Consider the following 23,590-nt stretch of genomic DNA (forward strand, 5'->3'; position numbering starts at 1 on the left):
ACCCCCGCTGAACAGGAGGTTGAGCGCCTCGCTCTTACGCTGGTGTATGCCTTGCGGTCTCGAGGCGCTCATCCGCCTGGGCGGAATCTAAGGTAGATGAATCGCTGGAGCCCTCAGCGCTATAAAAGCGCCGGATTAAACCAAAACGTCGATAAGGGCGTTTTGGACAATGCACTGCGTACCGCGCAACTGCTACATGCAAACTTTCCATTACTGCCCCCTATCTTGACATTGAGGCACTTGGCCCATGAAACAGGCGTGTCCTACGGATTTCTGAGAGGCGTGGCCGCCAGGAGTGAGCGAGTTGAGCCTTACAAGGTTTTCAAGCTGAAGAAAAATGTTGTTAGCTTCGGCGCAAACCGATTCAGGTATATTTGTGCTCCTCATCCTTCGTTGCTGAAAGTGCAGCGGTGGATCCATAAAAATATTCTGATGCACGTTCACTCGCATCCGGCCAGTTACGCCTACAAGGAAAAAACATCCCCGCGCGATGCTGCAGCCATGCACGCTGGATGCAAGTGGATGATCAAGCTGGATGCTACGAATTTCTTTGAGTCGATCTTGGAACCTGACGTTTATTGCGTATTCCGAGAGATGGGCTATCAAGCGCTTGTAGCCTTTGAACTGGCTCGCATTTGTACACGAGTGCGTCCTACGGGCAATCCGGTTAAAACTGATCGTTTCAAGGACGGGATGGGCAACCTACCGTACAAGAATGTTGCGATTGGTCACCTTCCGCAAGGAGCAGCAACCAGTCCTTTGTTGTCGAATCTTGTAGCCCGCACGCTTGATCATTCGCTTGCTGAGTTTGCAAATAGCAAAGATCTCGCCTATACGCGATATGCGGATGATCTTACGTTTTCCTCCTTCGGTACGTTTAACCGAGATGGCGCTGAAAATATTGTTCGCGAAATTTATGAAATCATGCGAGCACATGGGCTGTGGCCAAATAAAAGTAAAACTAAAATTATCCCGCCTGGCGCGAGAAAGGTTGTCTTAGGCCTATTGGTGGATGGGCATGTGCCTAAGCTGACAAAAGAGTTCAAAGCTGAGGTGCGCACTCATATCCATTTTATGCTAAGACCGGATGTTGGCGTGTCTAACCATCGCAAGGCTCGTAAGTTCGATAGCTCGTGGGGACTGAAAAACTTCATCTTTGGCAAGCTTGCTTATGCTCAAGCAATCGAGCCTATTTGGACGTCACGTATGCGAGACCTCTTTATGAAAATCGATTGGGATAGTTAGAAAGTGTGCATCCCTCACCTGGGTAACCTGCGGCGTATCGAGCCAATCGATTGCCCCGCAGCGATTAGCTTCCGGATAGGGTAAGAGAGTTCTTGCCCAGGCATGTAGCTGCGCTGCTTAGGCTTCAGCCCAGAGGCTCCTGGCTGGCCTAGATCCCGCCGGCGCTTCTCGGGGTTCTTGTAGTAAGTCCCCATTTTACTACCGCAATGCGCCGCAGGGCCGCGGTCAACTGCGCTCTTCGAGGTCTTTTCAAAATATTGCCTTCGCCCGCCTGCAGCAAGGGATTTCTGCTAGCCGCGGGATGAGCGTAGCTACTGCCCACCTGATTGGGAGGTGTCGCTTTGGACACGGCCTTGCGGGGTCTGATTAAAATAGATGATGGGGAGTGAGATGCTCCCCATAGTCGCGCAAATTCAGTTTTCGCGCTTTGCCTTTTTCGGCTTATAGATATTCACAATGTCCGGCATCGTTGAAACACCATTGAGAAGTACCTGCTGAACGACGATGTAGCAAGCTGCAGCCATTTCTGCGTCCTCGCTTGAGAAGCTACCTCCTTCAAGGCCGTGGGCAATTATGTTTCTGTCTGCTGTGCATTGTTTAGTCAGGCGCGTGAGATCGTTCCACACGGGCAACGATATGAGCTTGTCAGTGTTGAAGGCGTGCTTGCCAGCGACTTTTACTTTCTCAGGCAGCGTGGAACGCTCAAGCTTGTTGGCTTCTTCCTCAGTGCAGCCCTGTTTTACTTTGTCGATGATTGACCGGACTATCGCCTCGACGGCAGAAAAATACATGAAGAAAGCCAGTTTGTAATTTCCCTCTTGATGCAAGAGGTAACCCTCGATAGCAAGTGCCTCATGAAGAGCAAGCGCGTCGTAATCCTCTTTCTCAATCGCTTCAATTTTTACGAGGCATTCGGCGTCCATGTCCATTTCTGCATAGCTGCCGGTGAGGACACCTCGCAGATAGATTTTTGCCCGGCGCTGATCAAGGCTTTTTAACGAGTAGCTGATGCCGCGACCGTCGTTAAAGTCTGTGATGAAGTTCTCGTCATCACGATATCCATATTCCTCTAAGTCTGCTTTGAGTAAAAATGGGTATTCTTCATGGAGGTCAAGCTTGTCTTCAACCACATACTCCTTGTCGACATGCTTGTCATGTTTGATCAGATCCGTATCTGGATGAAGATTGATAGGACGCTCTACAGTGTACGGCCTGAGCGTACTGATGGTGCTAATAGGGAGGGCGCTATGCTTTGAAATCAGCTTGAGTAGGTCGTTCATGCTCAGTCCTTGGCTGTGATTGAATGCCGCCATTGATAGCGTGCAGTTCGATTTATCGTACTAGGACTTTACAGTTTTGAGGAGGAGCTATCAAACAATTGGGCTAAGAGAGGAGCTAGGCGTTAGATGCTGAAAAGCTTTTTGAGAAATCTCTCTATCACTGTCACGTAAGGGCCTGGCAATGATTTGCCTGATGAGAGGGATATTTTCATGTCTCTCAGCATTTTTGTAAAATGGTATTCTGATTGACATGCGGCAGCTAGATGGGCGAGCGATGCACTCGCGTGGAATGGGCATGAATCGCCCCTGGTTCCCTAGACACTCTCCAAGCTCAGAAAATAGCGTTTCTCATACTCTACCGGCGACAGCTGCATAGCACTGCTGTGTCGACGCTTGGGGTTATAGAACATCTCGATGTAATCGAAAATATCACTTCGGGCTTCGTCACGCGTTGCGTAGATCTTTCGTCGGATTCGCTCCCGCTTCAAAAGCTGGAAAAAGCTCTCGGCTACGGCATTGTCGTGACAGTTTCCCCTTCGGCTCATGCTACTGATCACATTGTTGGCTTTCAGGAAGCTTTGCCAATCTGAGCTACTGAACTGACTGCCTTGGTCTGAGTGAATCATCACTCGCTGCTGTGGCTTGCGTCGCCACACGGCCATCAGCATGGCGTCGATGGCTAGGTCGCTGCTCATCCTGGGCTTCATTGACCAACCAATGACTTGGCGAGAGAACAGATCCAGCACTACCGCCAGATACAGCCACCCTTCGTAGGTGCGGATGTAGGTGATATCGGTCACCCAGACCTTATTCGGCTCACTGACCTTGAACTGCCTGGCCAGATGGTTGGGCGATGCCGCTTTTGGTTTTCCGCCATAAAACCCAGTACGACGGCGATAGCCCGTTTGCGAACGCAGCCCCTCTGCCTGCATCAAGCGACCGACTCGATTTCGCCCACAGATCTCTCCTAGCTCTCGCAGGTCATCGTGAATCTTGCGATAGCCATACACGCCGCCGCTTTCTAACCAGGCCTGCTTGATCAAGCCAAGCAGGCGCTGATCTTCTTTGGCTCGGGCAGATTGAGGCTCGGCCAGCCAAGCGTAGTAGCCGCTGGGATGCACCTTGAGGGTTTGGCAAAGGCGACGCACTGGGTAATCCGTCGAGTGCTTGTTGATGAAGGCGTACTTCAGCCGCACTCCTTGGCAAAGTACGCGGCGGCCTTCTTTAATATGTCTCGCTCTTCTGTCACCCGCTTGAGTTCAGCGCGCAGCTTGCGCAGTTCAGCCTGCTGATCATTGTCTTGCTGACGCTGCTCTTGGGGCTTGCTGTAGACCTTGATCCAGGCGTAAAGGCTGTGCACGGACATGCCCAGGCGCTGGGCGACCTCGGCGACAGGTTTGCCTTTTTCGGTCACTTGCTTGACCGCTTCGATCTTGAATTCTTCAGGGTAACGCTGACGACTCATGGCACCTCCTATTTGGGCCTCATTATGAGGCTTGGAGGTGTCTACGAAACCAGGGGCGATTCAATCTCGCACACTCGTGTATCACACAGAGGGTCTGTGTTCTGTTCAAATGCTGGCGAGTTCTGGCCGCTACCTTTACTTTCGTATTAGCTGATCGGGTGAGCGAAAGATCGTGAAGCGCAACGTGTCGTGGAATAAAGGTTGCGACACAGCTTGGGCCGCTATTCACAATCGGAGCGCGGCTAACCGGCTACCAAGAGAGGCAGGCGCTGCCGGATGTCGGCGATGAGCCGCCGACCTTCTGCCTCCATCAGATCGCCATAATTGGCGATGGCGCCACACTCTCGACACGTGAGGATGGCCTTCTTCTTCAACCTCTGTGGTTTCACAAGGTCTTGCCCACCGCATTTGAGACATCTCAAACTGACGCTCACAGCTTTCCTCTCCATGGATGTTGATCAGGATCCTTCCGTCGCCGTGCTGTTCGCTAAACACGGTGCGGTACATGGAGTGCCGTAGTGTGCTGAACGTTCACTTCGAGACGAGGCTACCTCGCCCAGTCCGCTCGTGGAGGATGCCATTCCGGCCCTGCTGGATTGTGCGGCGTATCCACATAGCCCATAGCCATCCAATGGCGATGCTCGTTGTTCTTTGCAAAACCTTACCGAATGCCGCAAGCGGATGGCATATGGCTATCGCTTTGCCTACAATCCGGGCTTGCCTCTCATCGCGATGGATCCGCGTAGTCGACGATTCGATCGCCTCAGAAAATGGATTTAGCTCATGTGGCACGATAACGAAACCACGACGGACTACCTGAATTTTGGGGTGGTCGCTGACGCTTGCGCGAGCCTTTTGAGACAGAGTGCCGGCGAGCCCATCTCGATCGGCGTTTCTGGCGGCTGGGGTGCGGGCAAATCCTCCTTGGTGAAGATGATTGCTTCGCGCCTGGAAAATCTACCAGCTGCTGGCGCAATCCCTGCTACTGCAGGCCAAGCAGGTGCTGCAGACACTCCTCAGAACACCCGCTACGTCGTCATCACGTTCAACCCCTGGCTTTACCAAGATTTTGAGAGCGCTCGCAGTGCATTGCTGCAAATCGTCGGCGATGAGGTGCTCAAGTTAGCCAAAGGTGATCAAACCCTCTGGAACAAAGCTGTCGACCTGATGCGCAGGATCAACTTGCTCAAGCTGGTACAGGTCAGCACTGAGGCCGCGCTCACTATCAAGACCGGGTTGCCCATAGGCTCAGTGGGTAAAGCAGTCGTGAAGGCCATGGGCTGGTTCAAATCCTCACCAGGGGATGCTGGAGATGACCAGGCGGCTGGCGCAAAAGGCGCAGAGGCTGAGGACGGCGATGACGAAGGGGCTGCAAACTATTTTGGTCTCAAATCGCTCGGCATTTTGAACCCGGCTAATCCGATGTCTCTTCCGAACGAGATTCAGGCATTCCGCGATGCGCTGGAGCAGTTGCTCGGGGAGCTCGGGGTGACCTTGGTGGTGTTTGTCGACGACCTGGACAGGTGTCTGCCTGAAACGGCTATCTCGACGCTGGAGTCGATCCGGCTTTTGCTGTTCCTAAAGCGCACGGCATTCGTGATCGCAGCCGACAATGACTTTATTCGCGGGGCGGTCAAGAAGCACTTCGAGGGTACCGATATCAACGACGATATCGCGACCAACTACTTTGACAAGCTTATTCAGGTACCCCTGCACGTGCCTCGTTTGGGTGTAAACGAGGCCAAAGCTTACCTGGTGCTGCTATTACTCGAGCGCGAGGCCAGGGCTGGGTCGTTCGCGCAAGACAAGTTTGAGAATGCCAAACAGCTCATCCCGAAAAGGCTGAGTCAAAGCTGGCAGGGTGAGACGATCACCAGCGATTTTTTATTTGAGCTCGTCGATGGTGAACTCAGACTGCAGGAACTCATGCAGCTTGCTGAAGGTCTGGCACCGCTGATGTTCAACTCCACCGCCATCAGCGCCAACCCTCGACTGATGAAGCGCTTCCTGAACACGGTGTTTCTGCGTCAGTCACTGGCAGCGCCCCAAGGGATCACGTTGGATGTCCCAGCGTTGGCCAAGTGGCACCTGCTTGAACGCTGCAATGAAGACCTCGCCAAAACGCTGTCCTCCTTGGTGAATTCGGACAATGACGGCGAGGTCGCCATTCTCTTGGAAGCTGAGTCTCTTGCCGCCGGCGGCGGAGAACTGCCTGAGAATTTCCCGGATGAGTTTTTTGTCAGGGAGTGGCTGCAACTAGCCCCTGCGTTGGGGGCTAGGGACTTGCGCCCACTGCTTCACCTCAGTCGCGACTCGGCAACCCGAGACTTCGGCGATGACAACATGACACCTGCTTCGCGACAGCTCCGGGACATGCTGAAGACAGCCTCAGGCGGCAACGAACCGTTGACCAATGCAATCCGTGCCCTGGATACCACGCAGGCTGAACTCGCGATGGTCAAGGCTTGGCAGGGCACCGCTACGTCTCGCACTTGGAAAGGCAAATCCGAGTTGGTCATGCTGATCGAACCTTGCAAAGTGCACCCATCTTTGGGCAAGCGAGCATCTATTTTGCTTGCCCAAGCGCCATCGAAAGCGGTCGGGCCGGGAATCATTCCGTCGCTTGCCAACCAACCATGGGCAACTGATGTACTGAAGTCTTGGAAGGACAACCCCGAGGTCGGCAAGAACACGAAAAACGCAATCGATTTGGCGCTAAGGAAGGCAAACTGATGGGTACCTCAACCTCAAGCAGTGGTGGTAAAGCAGGCTCACCCTTCGACCCAGAATGGCTGGATCAAGGGGATGGCAGTGCCACGGGAACAGGGCCTGGTGACGATGCCACCGATGCGGGTGACTCCGAAGGTGTGCCTGATGGCCAAGACGGTAATGCCGAGACAGCCCAGGAATGCGATGTAGCCCCTGATCGTCGTTTCATGCCGGCCCGCGCCAAACTGGGTAAGTACCTGTCAGGGGGCGGCAGAGATGCACTTCGCGGCGCCGCCAGCAGCATGATCAACAAAGGCATGGGGGGTTCGGCTCGAGCAGCGCGCACCATGGGCGGTGCCGCTCAAGGTGCCGGGCGTCTCGGGGAGTTCTTGGGTGCCGTCCGTGATGGCGCCACGCAGCAAGCCATTGACTGGCGACAGCGCGTACGTGGACAAAACCTTTCGGCAGCTGATCTTGCGCTGGAGCTCATCAAGGAAGTCTTGCCCGATACGGGCAGCATGGATGAGGAGTCGCTGCGTAATGCTGCTTCAGACGCGCTGGGACAGTTGTATGAGCTAGACCCAAACGTCGATATTTTCTCTCTGACCGATGAGCAAATTGCCTCGGTAATCGGGTTCACAATCGGCAACGAGGTGTGCAACCGGATGGATGAGCAGTTAGGACAGGCCTACGAAAAATTGAAGTATTCACCGGTTCAGGTGCAAGAGCTACGAAACGATATCCGGGAATGGGTGCAAGGGGAGGTAGAGCGGATTATGGAAGGCCTTGCAGGACTGAGACTGGACTGCCAGACGCTGGCGCAAACTGTTCTTACGAGCGCCCTGGAGGTCTTTGCCGAATGATCAAGGTAATTTGTGCCCGCGCAGACCTGCTGCCCGCTGAACTACAACCGGGTGAACGCGCCTTTTCGTACTTCAAGTCTGCCCGACGTGATGGCGTTGGTACCATCGCCAAAGGCTGGCATGGCTCTCTCAAGCGCAAGGGTTTCCGGCCTAGTCCTGCAACTTGGGATTTCGTTCAGCTCTGCCTGGCTGTATGCGCCACTGATCTCTGTAGCATGCGCAAGACCAGCGCCGATGGTTGGACGCGAACAATTGAGCTGAGTGTAGGCCTCCACGAGCCACTTCGATGGGAACCTTACAAAACCGAACTGGAGCAGTTGCTCAAGGTACTGACGGGAGACTACTGGAGGCTAAACTTCACTGGCGCCGGCATGCCACCACCTGAAGGGACATTCGTTGCAAAACCTCAGGACTGTGTTTCGTTGCTATCCGGAGGGCTGGATAGCTTGATCGGTGGACTTGATCTAGTCGCTCAGGGGCGACGCCCCTTGTTTGTCTCTCAGCTGGCGCATGAGGACTCGCAGCGCCAGCGCGCTTATGCGCAGCTGTTAGGCGGCGATGGCGCCCACTACCAGTGGAGTCACGGCATTAGCTTCAAAGGCCCCAAAGAACCTTCAACGCGTGCCCGATCGTTGGCGTTTTATGCCTTTGCCGTACTTGCGGCATCGCGATTGAACGACCCTCGCCCTACGTTGTTCATTCCTGAGAACGGATTTATCTGTGTGAATCCGCCGCTTGTTCCGGGTCGCGTATCGAGCTTGAGCACCCGCACTACACATCCACTGTTCATCAGCAAGCTTCAGCAGGTGCTGGATGGTGTAGGTGTCCATGTCCAGCTGGAATTGCCCTATCGGTTCAAGACCAAGGGCGAAATGATGAACGACTGCCTTGACCCGGTGCGTCTTCGCCAGTTGGCATCAGATACTACAAGCTGCGGTCGATTCCGCACCTACAACCGCACGCACTGCGGGCGTTGCGTGCCTTGTATGATTCGTCGCGCTGCGTTCACCGCATGGACAGGCGGAAATGACGGCACCAGGTATGTGTATCCAAGCCTGGTTGGAAGCGACAAGTCGAGTGGCCCTGATGATCCGATGGCTGTAGCCTTGGCCATCTTGACGACCAGGTCGAAGGGCATAGACAGGTTCTTGGGTGCATCGCTCGCGTTTGCCTCTGTCGAGGAGCGTCCGCAGTATCGCTCAGTGCTCACGAATGGTATTCAAGAGCTTGAAGCTTTGCTGATTGGAGACGGCGTACTTTGATGGATTTCCACTGCCACCTCGACCTGTACCCGAATGCCCGCGATGTTTATGCGCAGGCACGCGACAGGAATGAGTTCACGTGGCTTGTCACCACGAGCCCCCGTGCATTCACTGCAACGAGCAAAGTGCTCGGTGGCAGCGACAAGGTGCTGATCACCCCCGGATTGCACCCGGAGATCGTCGGCACCCGTCACGCGGAGCTCGACATGCTGCTTGAGCAGATCAGGCAGGTAAGGGCAGTGGGAGAGGTCGGCCTGGACGGTTCCAAGCGCTTCCAAACCAGCTACGACGTGCAACGCAAAGTGTTCGTCGCCGTCGTGGCACAGTGCGCTGCCCTCGGCGGTCGCGTGCTGAGCATCCATTCACGCCAGGCCGTGAAGGATGTGCTGGCGGTTCTGGACGATCATCCTGGTTACGGGACTGCGGTGCTGCACTGGTTTACAGGATCCGCCTCAGAGCTCAAGGCTGCGGCAGGACAAGGCTGTTGGTTCAGCATTGGCCCTGCAGCCTTCAACTCAGCAGCGGGCCAGGCCCTGGCCAAGAAACTCCCACGCGATCGGGTCGTCCCCGAAAGCGATGGGCCATTTGCTCAGGTTGATGGCGCCAGCGTCATGCCCTGGAGTGCAGTCCAGACCGCTCAGTTGCTGGCAGCCGCTTGGGACGTTACGCCTGCTGAGGCCATGCATGTTCTGGAGTCGAATTCGCGCAGGCTAATCAGCCTCATCCACTCGGAAAGCTGAACCGCGGTAACGAGGGTGTTATTCAGAACTCAAGGACAGAACCTAATGATGGAACAGCTGAACAGAGCCAAGCGCTATCTGAGTAGGATCGAGCGTTTGTACGCAGGCGTCTTCTCTTCACTTGGCCATGATGAAGAGGCATATTTCGATGATGTCCTTTCGTTCTTCATACATTGTCACCACGTCAGGGACTGGGCACTCCACCAAGACAGGACATCTATGAAAGCCCGAGATATCGATGCGTTCATCGATCTCAATGAGCCGCTTAGAATTTGTGCCGATCTAGCGAATGGCTCCAAGCACTGCAAGCTCACGCGCACACCACGTTCCAGCCATCAGCCTACGATTTCAGAACCACAGACACATTACTCTACGTGGCTCGTAGGTAATGGAGGTGGACAGGTGCTGCAGTGCAGCTACAGCGTCGAGAGCAACGGCCAGCCATTCGACGTTCAAGAGCTTGCCCGAGAGTGCATCATCTTGTGGGAACAGTTCCTGACTGCTCCCTGACGGATGGATTGATTCACTGAGCTCGTTGGCCAAGAAGTTGAAACACCACAGCTGCCACATTTCTCGCATCATCGGTACCGCGATGGTAGGTACCATCCCACACCAATCCTAGTGGCTCGACAGTGGGCTTCAGACCACCAGGCCATTCCCCATGCACCTGCTCAAACCAGTCCTTCACGTTAAAGTAGGGAATGCTTTCGAGGAGGCTACTGACCTGATTGATTGTTCCGTCGGCGTATCTGCGTCGCATCATACTTGCCCCAAGACAGCCAAGCAGCGCCGGTGTAGCCGCTCGCGAAATCATTGAGTCGCTGCATGGCCTCGGCAAAGTCAGGAGCAGTATCAATGTCACTCTGTTCAATGGTCGTGAGGTGCTTGCAAAACGGCGTGAGCTGGGGGTGTAGGCGGGGGCGGACGAAGCTCTGGAACATGACCACCATGCGACGCTGTTGTTGATCAATAACGACTAGACCAAGCTCGATGGTTTCCATCTTATCAGGGATACGTGCGACTGATGTGTCCGAAGTCGCGCTGCGAGATATGTCGCTTGCTCCGAATAGCTTTGAGGACTGTGGCGAACGACGTTTTCAGCGTCATATGCAGTACCTGTGCTTACCCAATTGTCATGCCCTCAGTGATTTCCACGTTTCGGCTCAACCTCAGTGAGAAGGGGCCCTCAAGCGCGTGCTAGAGCGGGAAACACTCTATCACGAGGCTTCAAACTGCAGCCTCCGCGCTACCAGGTATCTCAGCATGGAACGCTCCATCGCATCGAGGAGCTGTTTATTCATACAGTATATGTCGCTAAGCTCGAAAGGTGAACATTTGTACTCCATTCTGTTGACGAGTTCCGCCATGACACACCACGAAGACATCGCTGACGATAGCTTTGCCTTTTTTTCACGAGAGGAGTTGCTGGAGCAGCAGTGCCTGCTACTTGAGAGTGAGCTGGCGGTCATGGGCGAAGAGCTGAGCGCCAGCCGCGAGAAAATCGCCACGCTGGTGTTGATGTGGACGGGAGTCAGAAATGAGGTTCGCCAGGCTGAGGCCGAGCTGTCTCAGGCGAAGAACCAGCTTCAGACAAGCGCTGGCGCGTGCTGACGTGTATGACTGGGCCGTTAGGCACTGGAGGGAGGAGCACCTCTTGATAACATTTGCATTGGAGTAAAGTGATTGGTGCTTGGGCATCTGCGACTGCTTTAGTCCGAGCAGTAGCCCTAAACAACACTGCAACTCTCCACAAGCCTTTCCAATTTGTGCATCCCAAGGATGAGCGGCTACGCTTGACCGCACTGGGCCATCAGTCAGGTGCACAATGCGGATCGAGCGCTTACTGGTAAGGAATTTTCGGGGTATCAAGAACCTCGATTGGTCGCTGCAGGGGCAATCCATTTGCTGCCTTATCGGCGTCGGCGACAGCGCCAAGACCACGGTTCTAGATGCTGCAGAAGCTGCTTTGTCTCCGCGCTGGATCACCTTCAACGAAGCTGATTTCCATGAGGTCGACACAAGCCAAGAGATCCTGGTTGAGGTCACGATTAGCGAGCTTTCGAATACGCTGCTCTCCGACGGCAGGTTCGGGCTGTACCTACGTGGCCTTGCCACTGATGGTAACATCAATGATGAGCCGGAGGATGCTGATCAGCCGGTACTGACGGTTCGTCTGTCTGTCGACGCCACGATGGAGCCCGTCTGGTCGCTTGTTTGTGATCGTTATCCTGTCCCCAGGATACTGTCCAACAGGGACAGGGCGATGTTCTGCCTCGTCCGCCTGGCTGGCGATGAGGCAAGGCACCTTACGTGGGCTCAGGGCTCCGTGCTTTCAAAGATCACTGGCGCGAACGATGAAACCGCTCAGTTGCTTGCCCAGGCTTATCGGACGGCCAGGACAAGCGCCAACTTGAAGTCGGTGCCTGAGCTTTCTCAGGCGGCCAGCGAGGCCGAAAAAGCCGCGCGTAAGCTCGGTGCATATGTCAGCTCCGAGTACGGCCCTGACTTGGAGCTGGGCCGAGGTGGATTCAACGCAGGTTCAATTGCCCTGCATGATGGCGTGGTGCCCCTCCGGCTTGCAGGTCTAGGTACGCGACGGCTGGCCACGTTGGCCGTCCAACGTTCTGCGATCAGTGAAGGTGCCATCGTGCTGGTTGATGAGCTTGAGCAGGGCCTTGAGCCGCATCGCGTCATGGGGGCAATGGCACAGCTACGAAAGTGGCAAGCAGAAGCAGAGGCGAGTTACCTCCCCAGAGGACAGATCCTCATGACGACCCACTCAGATGTCGTCATTGGCGAGCTCCCACCACCGGCGCTGTTCGTGGCACACCGAACACCCCAGTCCTCTTCCGAAATCAAACAGGCCAGCAAAGGAGGGGAATTATCACGGATCATGAAGCACGCGCCCCGTGCCTTGTTCGCCCGACGGATCCTGATTTGCGAGGGGGCCACTGAGCTAGGGCTCATGCTCGGATTACGAGACACCTATGCAGGCAGGCATGCCGATGTGCCGATCGAACAACTAGGCGGCGCCATTATTAATGGACAGGGTGCTGCGGCCCCACCCTTGGCCGCAGCTCTGGCAGGGCTGGGCTACCAGGTCGCATTGTTCAGAGACTCGGACAGAGTGTTGGATCAAAGGTGGGCCGCGTATCTCGCGAGCGTGCAGGTGCGCGTGCTTGAGTATGTAAACGCTCTTAATACTGAGCAGGCCGTGTTTCTGGCGGCTTCTGACCGCAGTGTGGAAGATCTCTTTGGCGTCGTTGTAGAGGGTATCAGTGAGCCAACCCTGCTTGATCATCTACGTGGTGCGTTCCCCGGGGTTACGGTCGATGAAGACTTTGGTGCCTGGGGCCCAGAAGGTAGCGGTTGGGCACATCGACAAACCTTGGCGGCCCTGGCGATCGATAAGCGATGGTTAAAAAACGAAGAGCGCGGTCGAGCAATAGCGCCTGTAGTGCTGAAAATCATCCAGGAAAATCCTGGCTCACCGCTGGCGCAGTGTCTCCTAAGTATTGAGCAGTGGTTCTATGTCGACGCCTGAAGCCATTCTCGCGCTGAGTCGCCAAGCCGTCATCGCCCCAGCCGGACATGGCAAGACAGAACTCATCGCCAAGACTGCAGCCCTGGGACAGCGAACATTGGTATTGACTCATACCCACGCCGGTGTCCATGCAATAAGGGCAAGGCTCAAGCGCCTGCTTGTTCCAAGCCAGGCTGTCTCGGTGGACACCATCGCTTCTTGGGCATGCCGCTACGTACAAGCTTTCCCGCGCCGTGCGAATCAGCCCCCGCTCAATCCCAGGGGGCGGGACTGGGATGCCGTCTATCTGGGCGCTTTAGCGATGCTCACTAGCCCGGTTGTCCAGCGAGTGATCCGGGCCTCATATGATCGGATCCTGATCGATGAGTATCAGGACTGCGAGCAACACCAGCACGCGATTGCGATGCAGCTATCGTCCATCGTCCCCACGGTGATCTTTGGGGATCCGATGCAAGGTATTTTCGAGTTCGTATCCTCCAGGATCAGTTGGGCTGGCAGTGTTGAAAACTACTTCAGCCACGCCTACGAGCTGCAGGTGCCGCATCGCTGGGCAAACAGCAATCCAGCTCTAGGCGATTGGATTGCACAAACCAGGCTGAAGCTTCAGAACGGTCAGGCTATCGATCTGCGCGACGGGCCGCTGACGTATGTACAGAGCAGTGATCCGTTCGACATGAGCCTGTTCTTCGATGGTATGAATGAGCGCGTCGGTTCGACCGCCGCCATTTACTGCTGGCGCAATACATGCAACGAGCTCGCGAAGGTAACGCGTGGTGCCTATCAGTCCATTGAGGAAATTGCAGCGCAGCGACTGATCGATTTCGCGTTGGCATGGGACGCGGCGCAGGAAAATCCCCACATGCGCGGTCAGGCGCTAAGGACGTTGCTGGAAGACGTCATGACCCATGCTCCGACGACGGCGGTTACCCTGGACGCAACGCTGCCAGCTGCTTGGCACCATCTCTGTCAGACGGGCCTGGCACGTGATGCGCTTGAGGTGATCAGGCTAGAGCGAGCGCAAGTCACCGCCCGCGCTTTCCGTGGTGAGTTGCTTGGTGATGCGAGGCGGGCGATCAGCGATGTGGCCGCCAGTAGGCATAGCAGTATGGTCGCAGCGTGCGAAGCAGTAAGGCACCGCTTGAGCATTGTGGGCAGGGCGCCTGTTGCTCGAACGATATCGACCCCGCTGTTGCTCAAAGGGTTGGAGTTTGATCATGTTCTGATCCCGGATGCTAACCACTTCGTCAGGCAGCAATTCGCTGCAGCAAAGCTGTTTTACGTGGCCATCTCCAGGGCTAGGCATTCGCTCACCATTTCCTCCCGCAGCCCGATACTCCAGTTTCCGGTGCCGAACTTGTAAAGCCCGGTGACATCACCGCTTGATGCCTAGAGAGGTGGAACGCAACCACTCTTCGGTATGGCCGACGGCTGCCGCCTGACTCCATCTCTATTAATGAAGAGTGCCACATGATTTTCGCTGCAGTGGTTAGTAGCACTGAAGCTAGAGACGTCATGCCATAATGCCGGCACCCACAAGGACGATCCAGGCCCTGCCATGATTCCCGCACTCGATCCCGCTAAAGTCTCACTATTCCAGCGTTTGAACATTACACCTCCAACCACCTGGGCTGGCGCATCACCGCACGACTGGGCGGAGTCTGTGCAGCCCGGACTGGGCAGCTTGCATGGCCTGTCCAAGATCCCACTATCCCGTTCGGCATTGAGAGCGCTTTGGGCAAATACCTCAGCCTCGGTCGAAACCTGCTTTTTAAGCACGATGGCTTGGGGAGGGATGCAGCGGGGTAACGGTCGGCGGATCTGGGCTGCGCGCGAAAACTGCCTAGCGGTCTGTACCGATGTGCGGGCAGGGCGGCATACCCCCGCCTCAGGATTTCAGGCGTTCTCACTGCTCAGGGACAAGAAAAGCCTGCCAGGCATGGGGCCCGCCTACTTCACCAAGATTCTGTTTTTTGCTGCGCCATCGCAGAACGCTTACATCCTGGATCAATGGACAGCGCGAAGCATGCACCTACTGAGTGGCCAGGGTGCGTACCCAGCGGTACGTAAGGATTACACCTCGGCAGCGAAAGCTCAGAGACTCAAAGCCCCTGAAGTGCTTCGTGTAATCGTCGACGATAAAGTGACATCAGCTGATTATGTGGACTACTGCAATCAGGTGAATGGACTGGCGGCGAGCCTCGGATGGCCTGCTCACCAAGTCGAGGAACGGCTGTTCAGCAGCGGAGGAAAGGTACCTCACCCATGGCGAGCTGAGGTGATGGCTGGTTGGACTGGGCCAACCTGGAACTTCTACCCTTAAGGAATTGCCTGACAGGCGTCATCGAGAAAACCCGCGAACCTTTGCTGTTAAGGTTCGCGGGCGGAGCTCAGGACAACAATCATGTACCGAAGCATGACCTGCTTGTTTACACATCACGAAGATGTAGGTGGCTAACCTTCCAGCCTCCGGACGAGTCCCCCGAACTGCTGCGCCGGCTCGACATAGCGTAAGGCGGACTTGAGGTCGCTCCAGCCCACGTATTCCATCAACGTCTTCGTGTCCCAGCCCGAACTCGCCGCCCAGGTGGCAAAGCCCCTGCGCATCGAATGCGCACTGTAGATCTCGGAGGGAAGACCGCACCGCTCCAGCGTCCCCCTTAGCAATGGAATCAAGCTGTGAGCTGCAAGGGCTGTCTCACTGAGATTGCCCCACCGATCAATCCCCCTGAACACAGGGCCTCGCACAATGCCGGCAGCTTCAATCCAGTTCAGGTAGGCCTCAACAGGGCACAGCGTGTTGAGTGAGGGCGTTTTGTATTCGCGCCCAACGTTCTGTCGATCGCTCTTGCTGTGGGCCAGGTAGAACCTGATCCCCACGTAACGCTCCGCGTGAGTGTTCTCGACTGTCAGCCTGGACAGCTCATCACCTCGAAAGCCTCGCCAGAAACCGATCGTGAGCAGTGCTATGTCCCGGGTCGACTTCAACACGCCCTGCATATCGCCATTGGCTCGCGCATCAACCGCTTCCCGCTCCAGGAAAGCAACGGCCTTTTCCAGCTGCGTTAAGGGCAGGGGAGCCGCCTGCTTTTGCTGGACGGGATGAAGCATACGGATGCCCTTGAGGAGCTGTCGCACCTTAGGCGCCTTGGTTGGATCGGGGAACCCATGGGTCTGGTGCCAGTTAGCCAATGCAGCTAGGCGCTGCTTCAGCGTGCTGATGGCCAACTGATCGGCGTACTCAGCGATGTAGCGCACGACAGATTCGGCCGTAGTGGGCAAGAAGCCGCCCCACGCCACCTCGAAGTGGTTGATCGCAGCTGCGTAGCTCTTTGAGGTGTTAACCCGAACGCTGGCTTCTAAATACCGATCCGCCTTGCTCATGCCCCTACCTTGCAATGGTGCGCCAGCAGGCCACCGTCGCGCTATCTAGCCCTGAATACTGCATTACCACCCATTTTACCCCCCATCAGATAGCTGACAAGAGATAATGCTCGATTATGTCTTATCAGATTTCATGGATATCAACGCATTCATTGATGATAAAATTGCACGTAATTACATGACACGTAACACAGTACGAAATAGTAGGAGCTGAGATGGCTAGAGGCGGCATAAATCTGGTTCTGGTGCGCAAGGCGCGCGAGGCACTGCTGTCCAGAGGGCAAAACCCCAGTATCGATGCAGTCCGCATTGAGCTGGGAAATACCGGCTCGAAAACAACAATTCAGCGCTATTTGAAGGAAATAGAAGCTTTTGATTCGCGCCCAGCGTCTTCTCCTGCGCGCTTGAGTGACGAGCTAAACGCGATCGTGGGGTCGCTACTTCAGCGCCTGCTTGAGGAAGGAAACGAAGCGCTTGCTCAGGAGCGCGTCGCGTTTGCGCACGAGCGCAAGCAGCTGGAAGAGGGCAAGTGGGCACTGGAAGTACAGCTTGAGAAAAGCCAGCAAGAAGCCTCCAGACTCCAGTTGGCTCTTCAGGCTCAGGGCGAAGAGCTTAAGACCACTCAATCCACCTTACAGTCAGAGATCACACGCAACGCCCGGATCAGCCAAAGCTGCACCGATCTGGAAGTGCGCGTACAAGAGAAAGATCAACAGATCCGTTCACTGGAAGAAAAACACACGCATGCCCGGGATGCCCTCGAGCACTACCGAACTGCAGCGAAAGACCAACGTGACCAGGATGAGCGCCGGCACGAGTCTCAGCTTCATCAGGTACAGCAAGAGCTCACGCTGCTGCAGCAGACTTTGATAGTAAAACAGGACGAGCTGACTCGAATGATTCGGGATAACGAGCGTTTGATCGGAGAAAGCCGCCAGCAAGCTCGGGAAGGGGCACAGCACCGAGATACCATCGAACGCCTGAGGGCAGATATCGGCATCGCCAATGCCGCTACCGCACGTGCCGAGGGCGCTCGAGAATTGCTCCAACAGCAGATGTCGACACTTGCCACTGCCTCCGACGAGTTGCGCGCTACCATCACGTCCCTGGAGATCCGTGACAAGCAAACGGCACAGCTGCTCGATCAGGCCAAGGCTGAGAATGAAGCGCTACGCACCGCGGCGTCAGCTCAGTAGCGCGAAGGGAAGAGGAGAATTAGGCGGGCGACACGAAGCGCTCAATTGCTTCTTCGAAGTCAAACAATTCGCCCCCGCCGCCTGAAGAGACAAATTCAATTACTCGACCGCTTGGGCCCATGCGAACCTTAAACTGCACGTCCTGATCGGCACCACCGGCAGCCCCCATCAGCAGCCTTAGTTTCTCGATGGCCAACGGGTGAGTGATCCAGCCAAGCGGCGCCACATTTACAAACGCTGCCAATTTATCTTTGAGCTCCGTGCGGGACGCATAGCTGTGCGGGCCAAGCTTGAAGGACACTTCTTGACCCATGGCACCGGCGCTTTCCGTTGCGCGATACAACTCTTGTATCTCGCGGTGCTCGTAGGTGCGATTCCACACCCTGAAGCCTCGCTCAGCGCACCGCTTGACCCAGGCACTTTCAGCGGTCAATGCCGACTCCTTGGATTCACAGAACTCGACAGCCTTAAACGCAGGCTCGCGGCCTGTCGCTAAAATTTCAGCCATCTTGGCTGCTGCTCGCTTGCTTCTTTTTGCAGCGGGTAGGTCAGCCTGTCTTTGAGCGCTGCGCAGATGCGCGATTTTGCGTCGTTCAAAGTCGTTGGTCTCACCAACGTAGAAGGGCTCATCGGTCTCAGGATCGATGATCAGATACACAATGTGCTGCTTCGCTATAGAAAGCTCTTCCAGCGCTGGTTGCGACACTGGCGCAGACGGGGTCGGCTCAAATTCGGATCGGAAGTGATAAACCACTGAGCGGAGAGACTGAGGCCCGGTGGAGGCCTGCCGGTACCACTCTTCAGCCAGCGGGAGTGTGCTGAAACCCCTGTAAGAAGCGCCTGGGAAGCCATCAGTGGAAAGGCGTGCCCCCCCGTCCCACTTGTCAAAAATCCCTGGCTTCCTTCCTTTTACAACTGCGTAGAAACGGGGCTTCTTAGCCATCTTGGCCTACCTTATTCCTGTGTTGCGACACTCTCGGGATGCCCCTCATAGCTCAGACCAGTTCACCTGCGGCAGCCCCAATCCGGGGATTCAGGGCTCAGGTGCCTCGCAAATGGTATTTGAGCATAAATCTGCGCCATCACCTTCGCGTTCTCGTAAAAAGGTTCATCGACGCGGAGGTGCTCAATTGTATCAGAGAGAGAGATGGCCCCCCGAATCCCGCACTCAATGAACGGGACGATCTGCCGATTGCCTAGCTTACCCCGACACTCATCCCACCCTATGATCTGCGGGTAGGCTTGCGCCCTCAAAAACAGGATCACCAACGGCTTTGCAGCCTCGGCATGAGCCCATTAAGGTCGCTTGTGATGCGAGGAATCGCATCCATGTGTCTACTCAAATGATTGCCATCCTCTGAGACGCTCCACCAACGGCGCTTCGCGCCAGCAACCTAGACCGGTACCTGAATCGAAGATTGCAGGCGGAGAATGCCATTGCCCATGCTTTCTTTAAATCCAGTCCGGCTTGCGCTTATGCTCCTGAGCATCATGTTCGATGGCTTCTGCAGAGAGGTGATAGAGCCGGACGGGTTGGATTTCCGGGTGCTCATAAACGCTGTAATTTCGGTTTGCTGCAGATTAGCCAGGCCACTGAGGCATCGGTGTGCAAGCCAACCATCTGTTAGCCCCTGTTCCAGATGTCGTTGACCGTTGACCTTGGAATACCGAGCGCTTCTGCCACCTCACGCTTGGATTGGCCGGCAGCTTTTGCATCCAAAACCGCTTTGACCTTTGCAGGATCTGTCCGACGCCCAGGACTGTGCGTAACGACATCGCCGTCCCGGTAATGCTGCTCGATATGCTCTTCGATTCCAAGATCGGTAATTTTCCGCATCTGGGTTTGCAAATAAGCCATGTATTGATCAGCAGAAGTGCCTTTCTCCAGCCGAGAGGCGTAGGCAAGCAGTGCCACCGGATCGATATCCAGGCGCTCGGCTAGCGTCTCAAGCGTGGAAATGGTGGCGCTGGCCTTCGCATTTTCGAGGTTATGAATATGACGTGCCTCAACCGACCCGGAGAACTGCTCTTGCGACAAGCCACGCGCAACGCGGACAAGCCGAAGCACGGCGGCAAGGGGGCGCATCAATGGCATGACGATTCCTCAAAACTGAGGATGGAGCCACATTGCCACCTACGGAACTATGCAATATAGTGCCATTTACCGCATGGCATTAGGCCATGCGCCACGTGCTTGGCGGATTACAGGGTAGTCGTCTGCAAAGCCGCCGCGCCAACCGCTCGCATGGCACGGCCCGTGTTTAAAAGACCCCTTTTCAAGGTGCCCGCCTGTGTCACAACGGCCAGGCAGGGTTTCGTTTGGGCGTCATTGAGCCGAGTTGGCTCAGGACGCCAAGTCAATGGAGTGGAAACATGTCCGACGTCAGCTTCGTAACCGGGAAATTAGAAGTTGTAGGCCCATCGAGCGATAAGCCTGACGGCTCTGAGTACACCTACCTTAGATTCACGCTGAAGGCAGGCGGTACCAAATTGATGAAGAAAATTGGGGTAGGGCAGTTGGTGGAGTCCTACCTGCGACCGGGCATGGAGGGCAAGTTTTTCTTTGTAAAACTCGGTCGTCTCGGCCACATCCTGTTCGCGATCCAGACAACGGACGGGCAAAAAATCTATGAGGAAAACGGCTTCGCAAGCTGGATCAGAAAAATGCGCTGGAGCGCCTTCGTACTCGCATTGCTCTTCCTGCCTCTGAGCTTCGTCGGATTGCTGATGGGTGGGTACCTAGGGGTCATCGTCCCCGTTGGTTTCATCTACGTCATCTGGAAACTGTCCGTAGCCTTTCCCAAGGTGTTAAAGGAGAGCTACCTCCGCTTCCAACTCAACCAGCTCGGCTTCAGTTGAGCGACCAGAGCTTCGCTCACAGCATTCGCTCACGTCCTTTCAGCCCGCACCACTGAATTGATGGCGCCACGGTGAACACAAATCACCAGGAGTACGGATGTACTCCTGGTGCAATTCGCTACAATGCCAGCGGCTGAAGCAGTGCCGCAGCTAGCCCCTTGCTTCAGCCATTCGGACGCTTCGTGAAACTGACTGAGAAGAGGTGCAAGGATGTATTGGCTAGGGCCGTTCGAGTATCCCTCGAAGCAAGCGTTGCTCGATGGATTAAAAGAGTTTCTACGTAAAGCGCCGCTGGGGAGGATCCGCAACTCAGAAGCCATCCAAAAACTCCACCTACTGCTGGCGCTGCATCCTGACGCTGAACGGAAGATCGGTGTTGGAGTCGATCATTTTCTCATCGCGAGGAACACTCTCGCCGGGCGTGGATTGAGGCTGGTGCGCACTGATGGAAGCGAGGACAGTTTTTCGTACAAGAAATGCATCACCGGCGTAGCGCAGTCTGCACACGGCAAGGTTTGTGAGGCGTTAAGATTCGCTGTCAGGCCTCAGCTTGATTCATTCCGAGCTCGGCTGACCTACCCAGTGGAATGCGCCATCAGTCACGAAATGATTGTTCATCCCAATGATCTCCACGTCGATCACAGCGAGCCTTTCTGGCAACTGCTTGCTCATTTCTGCAGAACGCACCAAATCGATTTGTCCTCGCTGGAGACAACAGGGAATGGAATGAACCTGGCTCTGGTCGATCATTCAATCTCAGACGCCTTCGTGGAGTATCATCTTAAGCATGCGCACCTCCAACCCAGTCGCAAATCTGCAAACCTGCTCAAGGGTGGCGCACTCCCTGAGCGTGTCGACCAGGTATGAACGTTGACTTGGGTTAGCTTCAGCGATCTGACTGCAGATTTTCCGCACTCCAGATAACACTGAGTAACCTTGCTTGTAGTGACGCTCGGATGAGGTCAAACGCCTTCATCGGGCGTTTCATTTCTGCATCAGGGAAGTGACTGTGAGCTTCATCAGGCAGTTGCCAGGGTACCCGAGCCGATTAGCTAGGTCATCGCGGTCAGTCCCATCCTCGGGACAGTAGCTCGGTCGATGGGCACAGGGCTGTCGGCAATAGGGAGGTTTTTAATCTACATCTCAGCTCAGCTCGCCAACTGCTCCGGCTTAATTAGCGTACCGGCGGGTTCATGAGCTCAGAATGATGGCGGATAGCCATGTCATCAATGTACGATCCACGCTTGGTCACAGACATGGATAGCTGCTAATGGAGCTTCTGGCACTAATTGTAGGCATAACAGCCTGCGCGTTCCTGGTTCAAAGCATCAGGGCAAAGGGGAAGATCAGCCAGCTGAGAATGGAGCTGACGGCCAGGCAAAACGATCTCAAGCTTACCGAGGAAGAATCTGCTGCGTTGAAGCTGAGTCTGGATCGAGCGCTGACTGAGCTAGATCGTTTCAAGGACATTCTTGATGCCGAAGCGGAAGCAGCAAGGATCCTTGATGAGACCAAAGCGGAGCGTGACCAGCTTCTCCTGCTAGCCAAGTCGAAAGTGGATCTGGCTGAAAGACGTCTGAAGCAGGCTATAGCTGACGCTGAAGTACAAGCAGCTCAAATCCTGGGCAAAACCAAATCGGAACGTGAGCGGCTATTGCAGCAGGCCCAGGCGAAAGTGGATCTGGCCGAAAGCCGTCTGCAGCAGGCCGTAGCAGATGCCGCGAAGATAGTTGCCGATGCCCAGGTGCGCGCCGAGCAGGTGGCTGGAGATGCCCTGGCTGCTATGGGCAAAGCCAAGCACTATGCTGATGCCGCCCAGGCCATGAAGAACGTTGTGGATGGGTATGGCGATGCTTACATCGTTCCGACCTACAACCTTCTGGACGACCTGGCAGAGGAGTTTGGTTTCACCGAGGCCGGCCAGAAGCTCAAAGCGGCCCGAGACTTCACACGCGTGATGGTCAAGACGGGAAGAGCCGCGGCATGTGATTACGTAGAGGCGAACCGTCGCGACACTGCTGTGCGGTTCGTGGTGGATGCGTTCAATGGCAAGGTCGATTCCATCCTTTCTCGCTCCAAGTCCGACAATCACGGCAAGCTCGAGCAAGAGATTCGCGATGCTGCTGCCCTGGTCAACCTCAACGGCGCTCCATTCCGCAATGCTCGAGTCAACGAAGAATATCTGGCTGCACGTTTGGAGGAGCTGCGTTGGGCGGTGACGGCGAAGCTGCTCAAAGACCAGGATCGTGAAGAGCAACGTCAACTGCGCGAGCAAATCCGCGAAGAGGAAAAGGCGCGCCGGGAGTATGAGCGAGCGATAAAGGAGGCCGCCAAAGAAGAGGCCGCCTTGCGCAAAGCCCTGGAGAAAGCTCAAGAGCAAGTGGCTGCGGCTAGCGCCGCCGAGCGAGCCGAATTCGAGACGCGGCTGGCGCTGCTTCAGGAACAACTGCAGGCCGCAGAAGACAAGAACCAACGCGCGCTTTCCATGGCTCAACAGACTCGCGCTGGCCACGTGTACGTCATTTCCAACATCGGCTCGTTCGGTGAGCAGGTGTTCAAAATCGGCATGACCCGTCGTCTTGAACCGTTGGATCGTGTGCGTGAACTCGGCGATGCGAGCGTTCCCTTCGAGTTTGACGTTCACGCCATGATCTTCAGTGATGACGCACCTGGCCTTGAAAAACAGCTCCACCGTCACTTCCTGCGAGAGCAGGTGAACAAGGTCAACCCGCGTAAGGAGTTCTTCCGCATCGGCCTGCCGGCGATACGCGCGGAGCTCGAGAAATTGGGCGTCGAAACTCAATGGACGATGAGCGCTAAGGCGCTTGAGTTCAAAGAGACCCAGCGCATCGAGCAGCAGATAATCGAAAACCCTGCCATCGCAGCGGAGTGGACACGTCATCAGCTTGAGGTAGAGGAGGCTATCGAGCAGTCAGAAGAAGAGGCCTTGGCTTCGGCCTAAATCGTCGTCGCGAAACTGGGAAATGTTTCAACGCATCCGAGCCAGGCAGCAAATTGATGATGCCTGGCATCAACACACAGGAGT

Annotated in this window: 20 protein-coding genes; 14 read left to right on the forward strand and 6 right to left on the reverse strand. The window is 55.5% G+C overall.

Going from position 1 to position 23,590, the window contains the following annotated elements:
• The first annotated feature begins 96 nt into the window (after positions 1 to 96).
• On the forward strand, positions 97 to 1,245 hold the full coding sequence (locus tag JKP78_RS01505; protein WP_234454425.1) for a reverse transcriptase family protein: 1,149 nt from the start codon (positions 97 to 99) through the stop codon (positions 1,243 to 1,245).
• A 413-nt stretch (positions 1,246 to 1,658) separates the two neighbouring features.
• On the opposite strand, the gene JKP78_RS01510 is transcribed toward JKP78_RS01505, so the two are convergent.
• On the reverse strand, positions 1,659 to 2,525 hold the full coding sequence (locus tag JKP78_RS01510; RefSeq protein WP_200625905.1) for a hypothetical protein: 867 nt from the start codon (positions 2,523 to 2,525) through the stop codon (positions 1,659 to 1,661).
• Between the two features lie 314 nt (positions 2,526 to 2,839).
• Positions 2,840 to 3,990 (reverse strand): IS3 family transposase gene (locus JKP78_RS01515; protein WP_200625906.1). Its coding sequence is split into 2 segments (ribosomal slippage): positions 2,840 to 3,753 and positions 3,753 to 3,990, totalling 1,152 coding nucleotides; the frame shifts between segments, so codons are not numbered across the junction.
• A gap of 783 nt (positions 3,991 to 4,773) precedes the next feature.
• Here JKP78_RS01515 and JKP78_RS01520 point away from each other — a divergent pair.
• Genes JKP78_RS01520 through JKP78_RS01540 form a run of 5 tightly spaced genes read left to right on the forward strand, consistent with a single transcriptional unit; the run spans position 4,774 to position 10,074 of the window.
• Positions 4,774 to 6,723, forward strand: a complete 1,950-nt coding sequence (locus JKP78_RS01520) for a KAP family P-loop NTPase fold protein (RefSeq protein ID WP_200625907.1) — start codon at positions 4,774 to 4,776, stop codon at positions 6,721 to 6,723.
• Entirely contained in the window at positions 6,723 to 7,562 is an 840-nt protein-coding gene (qatB, locus tag JKP78_RS01525; RefSeq protein WP_200625908.1) for a Qat anti-phage system associated protein QatB, read from the forward strand. Before JKP78_RS01520 ends, qatB begins: the two co-directional genes overlap by 1 nt.
• On the forward strand, positions 7,559 to 8,824 hold the full coding sequence (gene qatC / locus JKP78_RS01530) for a Qat anti-phage system QueC-like protein QatC (RefSeq protein WP_200625909.1): 1,266 nt from the start codon (positions 7,559 to 7,561) through the stop codon (positions 8,822 to 8,824). Before qatB ends, qatC begins: the two co-directional genes overlap by 4 nt.
• Complete coding sequence (qatD, locus tag JKP78_RS01535) at positions 8,824 to 9,564, forward strand: Qat anti-phage system TatD family nuclease QatD (protein WP_200625910.1); 741 nt, start codon at positions 8,824 to 8,826, stop codon at positions 9,562 to 9,564. Before qatC ends, qatD begins: the two co-directional genes overlap by 1 nt.
• Before the next feature lie 45 nt (positions 9,565 to 9,609).
• Positions 9,610 to 10,074: a hypothetical protein gene (locus tag JKP78_RS01540; protein ID WP_200625911.1), complete on the forward strand. Its 465-nt coding sequence runs from the start codon at positions 9,610 to 9,612 to the stop codon at positions 10,072 to 10,074.
• Between the two features lie 206 nt (positions 10,075 to 10,280).
• On the opposite strand, the gene JKP78_RS24975 is transcribed toward JKP78_RS01540, so the two are convergent.
• A complete protein-coding gene (locus tag JKP78_RS24975; RefSeq protein ID WP_234454428.1) occupies positions 10,281 to 10,565 on the reverse strand; it encodes a 3'-5' exonuclease in 285 nt (94 codons plus the stop codon).
• 262 nt (positions 10,566 to 10,827) lie between these two features.
• Here JKP78_RS24975 and JKP78_RS01550 point away from each other — a divergent pair, with 262 nt between their 5' ends.
• The 4 genes from JKP78_RS01550 (at position 10,828) to JKP78_RS01565 (ending at position 15,428) form a co-directional block, all read left to right on the forward strand.
• Positions 10,828 to 11,175 (forward strand): hypothetical protein, encoded by a 348-nt coding sequence (locus JKP78_RS01550; RefSeq protein ID WP_234454430.1) that lies wholly within the window; start codon positions 10,828 to 10,830, stop codon positions 11,173 to 11,175.
• A 214-nt stretch (positions 11,176 to 11,389) separates the two neighbouring features.
• On the forward strand, positions 11,390 to 13,108 hold the full coding sequence (locus JKP78_RS01555) for an ATP-dependent nuclease (RefSeq protein ID WP_200625912.1): 1,719 nt from the start codon (positions 11,390 to 11,392) through the stop codon (positions 13,106 to 13,108).
• The gene (locus JKP78_RS01560; protein WP_200625913.1) at positions 13,095 to 14,468 is read left to right on the forward strand and encodes a UvrD-helicase domain-containing protein; all 1,374 of its coding nucleotides are present in this window, start codon (positions 13,095 to 13,097) and stop codon (positions 14,466 to 14,468) included. Before JKP78_RS01555 ends, JKP78_RS01560 begins: the two co-directional genes overlap by 14 nt.
• A 195-nt stretch (positions 14,469 to 14,663) precedes the next feature.
• A complete protein-coding gene (locus JKP78_RS01565; protein WP_200625914.1) occupies positions 14,664 to 15,428 on the forward strand; it encodes an 8-oxoguanine DNA glycosylase OGG fold protein in 765 nt (254 codons plus the stop codon).
• A 131-nt stretch (positions 15,429 to 15,559) separates the two neighbouring features.
• On the opposite strand, the gene JKP78_RS01570 is transcribed toward JKP78_RS01565, so the two are convergent.
• Positions 15,560 to 16,489, reverse strand: a complete 930-nt coding sequence (locus JKP78_RS01570; protein WP_200625915.1) for a tyrosine-type recombinase/integrase — start codon at positions 16,487 to 16,489, stop codon at positions 15,560 to 15,562.
• A 215-nt stretch (positions 16,490 to 16,704) separates the two neighbouring features.
• Here JKP78_RS01570 and JKP78_RS01575 point away from each other — a divergent pair, with 215 nt between their 5' ends.
• A complete protein-coding gene (locus tag JKP78_RS01575) occupies positions 16,705 to 17,685 on the forward strand; it encodes a DNA-binding protein (RefSeq protein ID WP_200625916.1) in 981 nt (326 codons plus the stop codon).
• Between the two features lie 19 nt (positions 17,686 to 17,704).
• Here the strand turns inward: JKP78_RS01575 and JKP78_RS01580 are convergent, their stop codons facing one another.
• Together JKP78_RS01580 and JKP78_RS01585 are read right to left on the reverse strand one after the other, a co-directional pair.
• Positions 17,705 to 18,628, reverse strand: coding sequence for a ribonuclease H1 domain-containing protein (locus JKP78_RS01580; protein WP_200625917.1), 924 nt, complete (start codon positions 18,626 to 18,628; stop codon positions 17,705 to 17,707).
• A 681-nt stretch (positions 18,629 to 19,309) separates the two neighbouring features.
• Positions 19,310 to 19,780, reverse strand: a complete 471-nt coding sequence (locus JKP78_RS01585) for a helix-turn-helix domain-containing protein (RefSeq protein ID WP_200625918.1) — start codon at positions 19,778 to 19,780, stop codon at positions 19,310 to 19,312.
• 278 nt (positions 19,781 to 20,058) lie between these two features.
• Between JKP78_RS01585 and JKP78_RS01590 the strand changes: the two genes are divergently transcribed.
• From JKP78_RS01590 to JKP78_RS01600, 3 genes are all read left to right on the forward strand, one after another.
• The gene (locus JKP78_RS01590; protein WP_200625919.1) at positions 20,059 to 20,544 is read left to right on the forward strand and encodes a hypothetical protein; all 486 of its coding nucleotides are present in this window, start codon (positions 20,059 to 20,061) and stop codon (positions 20,542 to 20,544) included.
• A gap of 210 nt (positions 20,545 to 20,754) precedes the next feature.
• The gene (locus tag JKP78_RS01595; RefSeq protein WP_200625920.1) at positions 20,755 to 21,411 is read left to right on the forward strand and encodes a DCL family protein; all 657 of its coding nucleotides are present in this window, start codon (positions 20,755 to 20,757) and stop codon (positions 21,409 to 21,411) included.
• Positions 21,412 to 21,814: 403 nt separating this feature from the next.
• The gene (locus tag JKP78_RS01600; RefSeq protein ID WP_200625921.1) at positions 21,815 to 23,506 is read left to right on the forward strand and encodes a DUF4041 domain-containing protein; all 1,692 of its coding nucleotides are present in this window, start codon (positions 21,815 to 21,817) and stop codon (positions 23,504 to 23,506) included.
• Positions 23,507 to 23,590: the final 84 nt, after the last annotated feature.

This window comes from Pseudomonas sp. LAM2023 (assembly GCF_016620375.1).
GTDB lineage: Bacteria > Pseudomonadota > Gammaproteobacteria > Pseudomonadales > Pseudomonadaceae > Aquipseudomonas > Aquipseudomonas anuradhapurensis.

Bases quoted from the DNA above. Each gene is read 5' to 3' on its own strand.
- JKP78_RS01520 (WP_200625907.1), top strand. From the start codon at position 4,774: ATGTGGCACGATAACGAAACCACGACGGACTACCTGAATTTTGGGGTG.
- JKP78_RS01550 (WP_234454430.1), top strand. From the start codon at position 10,828: ATGGAACGCTCCATCGCATCGAGGAGCTGTTTATTCATACAGTATATG.
- JKP78_RS01555 (WP_200625912.1), top strand. From the start codon at position 11,390: ATGCGGATCGAGCGCTTACTGGTAAGGAATTTTCGGGGTATCAAGAAC.
- qatD (WP_200625910.1), top strand. From the start codon at position 8,824: ATGGATTTCCACTGCCACCTCGACCTGTACCCGAATGCCCGCGATGTT.
- JKP78_RS01560 (WP_200625913.1), top strand. From the start codon at position 13,095: ATGTCGACGCCTGAAGCCATTCTCGCGCTGAGTCGCCAAGCCGTCATC.
- JKP78_RS24975 (WP_234454428.1), bottom strand. From the start codon at position 10,565: ATGGAAACCATCGAGCTTGGTCTAGTCGTTATTGATCAACAACAGCGT.
- JKP78_RS01580 (WP_200625917.1), bottom strand. From the start codon at position 18,628: ATGGCTAAGAAGCCCCGTTTCTACGCAGTTGTAAAAGGAAGGAAGCCA.
- JKP78_RS01570 (WP_200625915.1), bottom strand. From the start codon at position 16,489: ATGAGCAAGGCGGATCGGTATTTAGAAGCCAGCGTTCGGGTTAACACC.
- JKP78_RS01505 (WP_234454425.1), top strand. From the start codon at position 97: ATGAATCGCTGGAGCCCTCAGCGCTATAAAAGCGCCGGATTAAACCAA.
- qatC (WP_200625909.1), top strand. From the start codon at position 7,559: ATGATCAAGGTAATTTGTGCCCGCGCAGACCTGCTGCCCGCTGAACTA.
- JKP78_RS01585 (WP_200625918.1), bottom strand. From the start codon at position 19,780: ATGCCATTGATGCGCCCCCTTGCCGCCGTGCTTCGGCTTGTCCGCGTT.
- JKP78_RS01590 (WP_200625919.1), top strand. From the start codon at position 20,059: ATGTCCGACGTCAGCTTCGTAACCGGGAAATTAGAAGTTGTAGGCCCA.
- JKP78_RS01510 (WP_200625905.1), bottom strand. From the start codon at position 2,525: ATGAACGACCTACTCAAGCTGATTTCAAAGCATAGCGCCCTCCCTATT.
- JKP78_RS01565 (WP_200625914.1), top strand. From the start codon at position 14,664: ATGATTCCCGCACTCGATCCCGCTAAAGTCTCACTATTCCAGCGTTTG.
- JKP78_RS01575 (WP_200625916.1), top strand. From the start codon at position 16,705: ATGGCTAGAGGCGGCATAAATCTGGTTCTGGTGCGCAAGGCGCGCGAG.
- qatB (WP_200625908.1), top strand. From the start codon at position 6,723: ATGGGTACCTCAACCTCAAGCAGTGGTGGTAAAGCAGGCTCACCCTTC.
- JKP78_RS01595 (WP_200625920.1), top strand. From the start codon at position 20,755: ATGTATTGGCTAGGGCCGTTCGAGTATCCCTCGAAGCAAGCGTTGCTC.
- JKP78_RS01600 (WP_200625921.1), top strand. From the start codon at position 21,815: ATGGAGCTTCTGGCACTAATTGTAGGCATAACAGCCTGCGCGTTCCTG.
- JKP78_RS01540 (WP_200625911.1), top strand. From the start codon at position 9,610: ATGATGGAACAGCTGAACAGAGCCAAGCGCTATCTGAGTAGGATCGAG.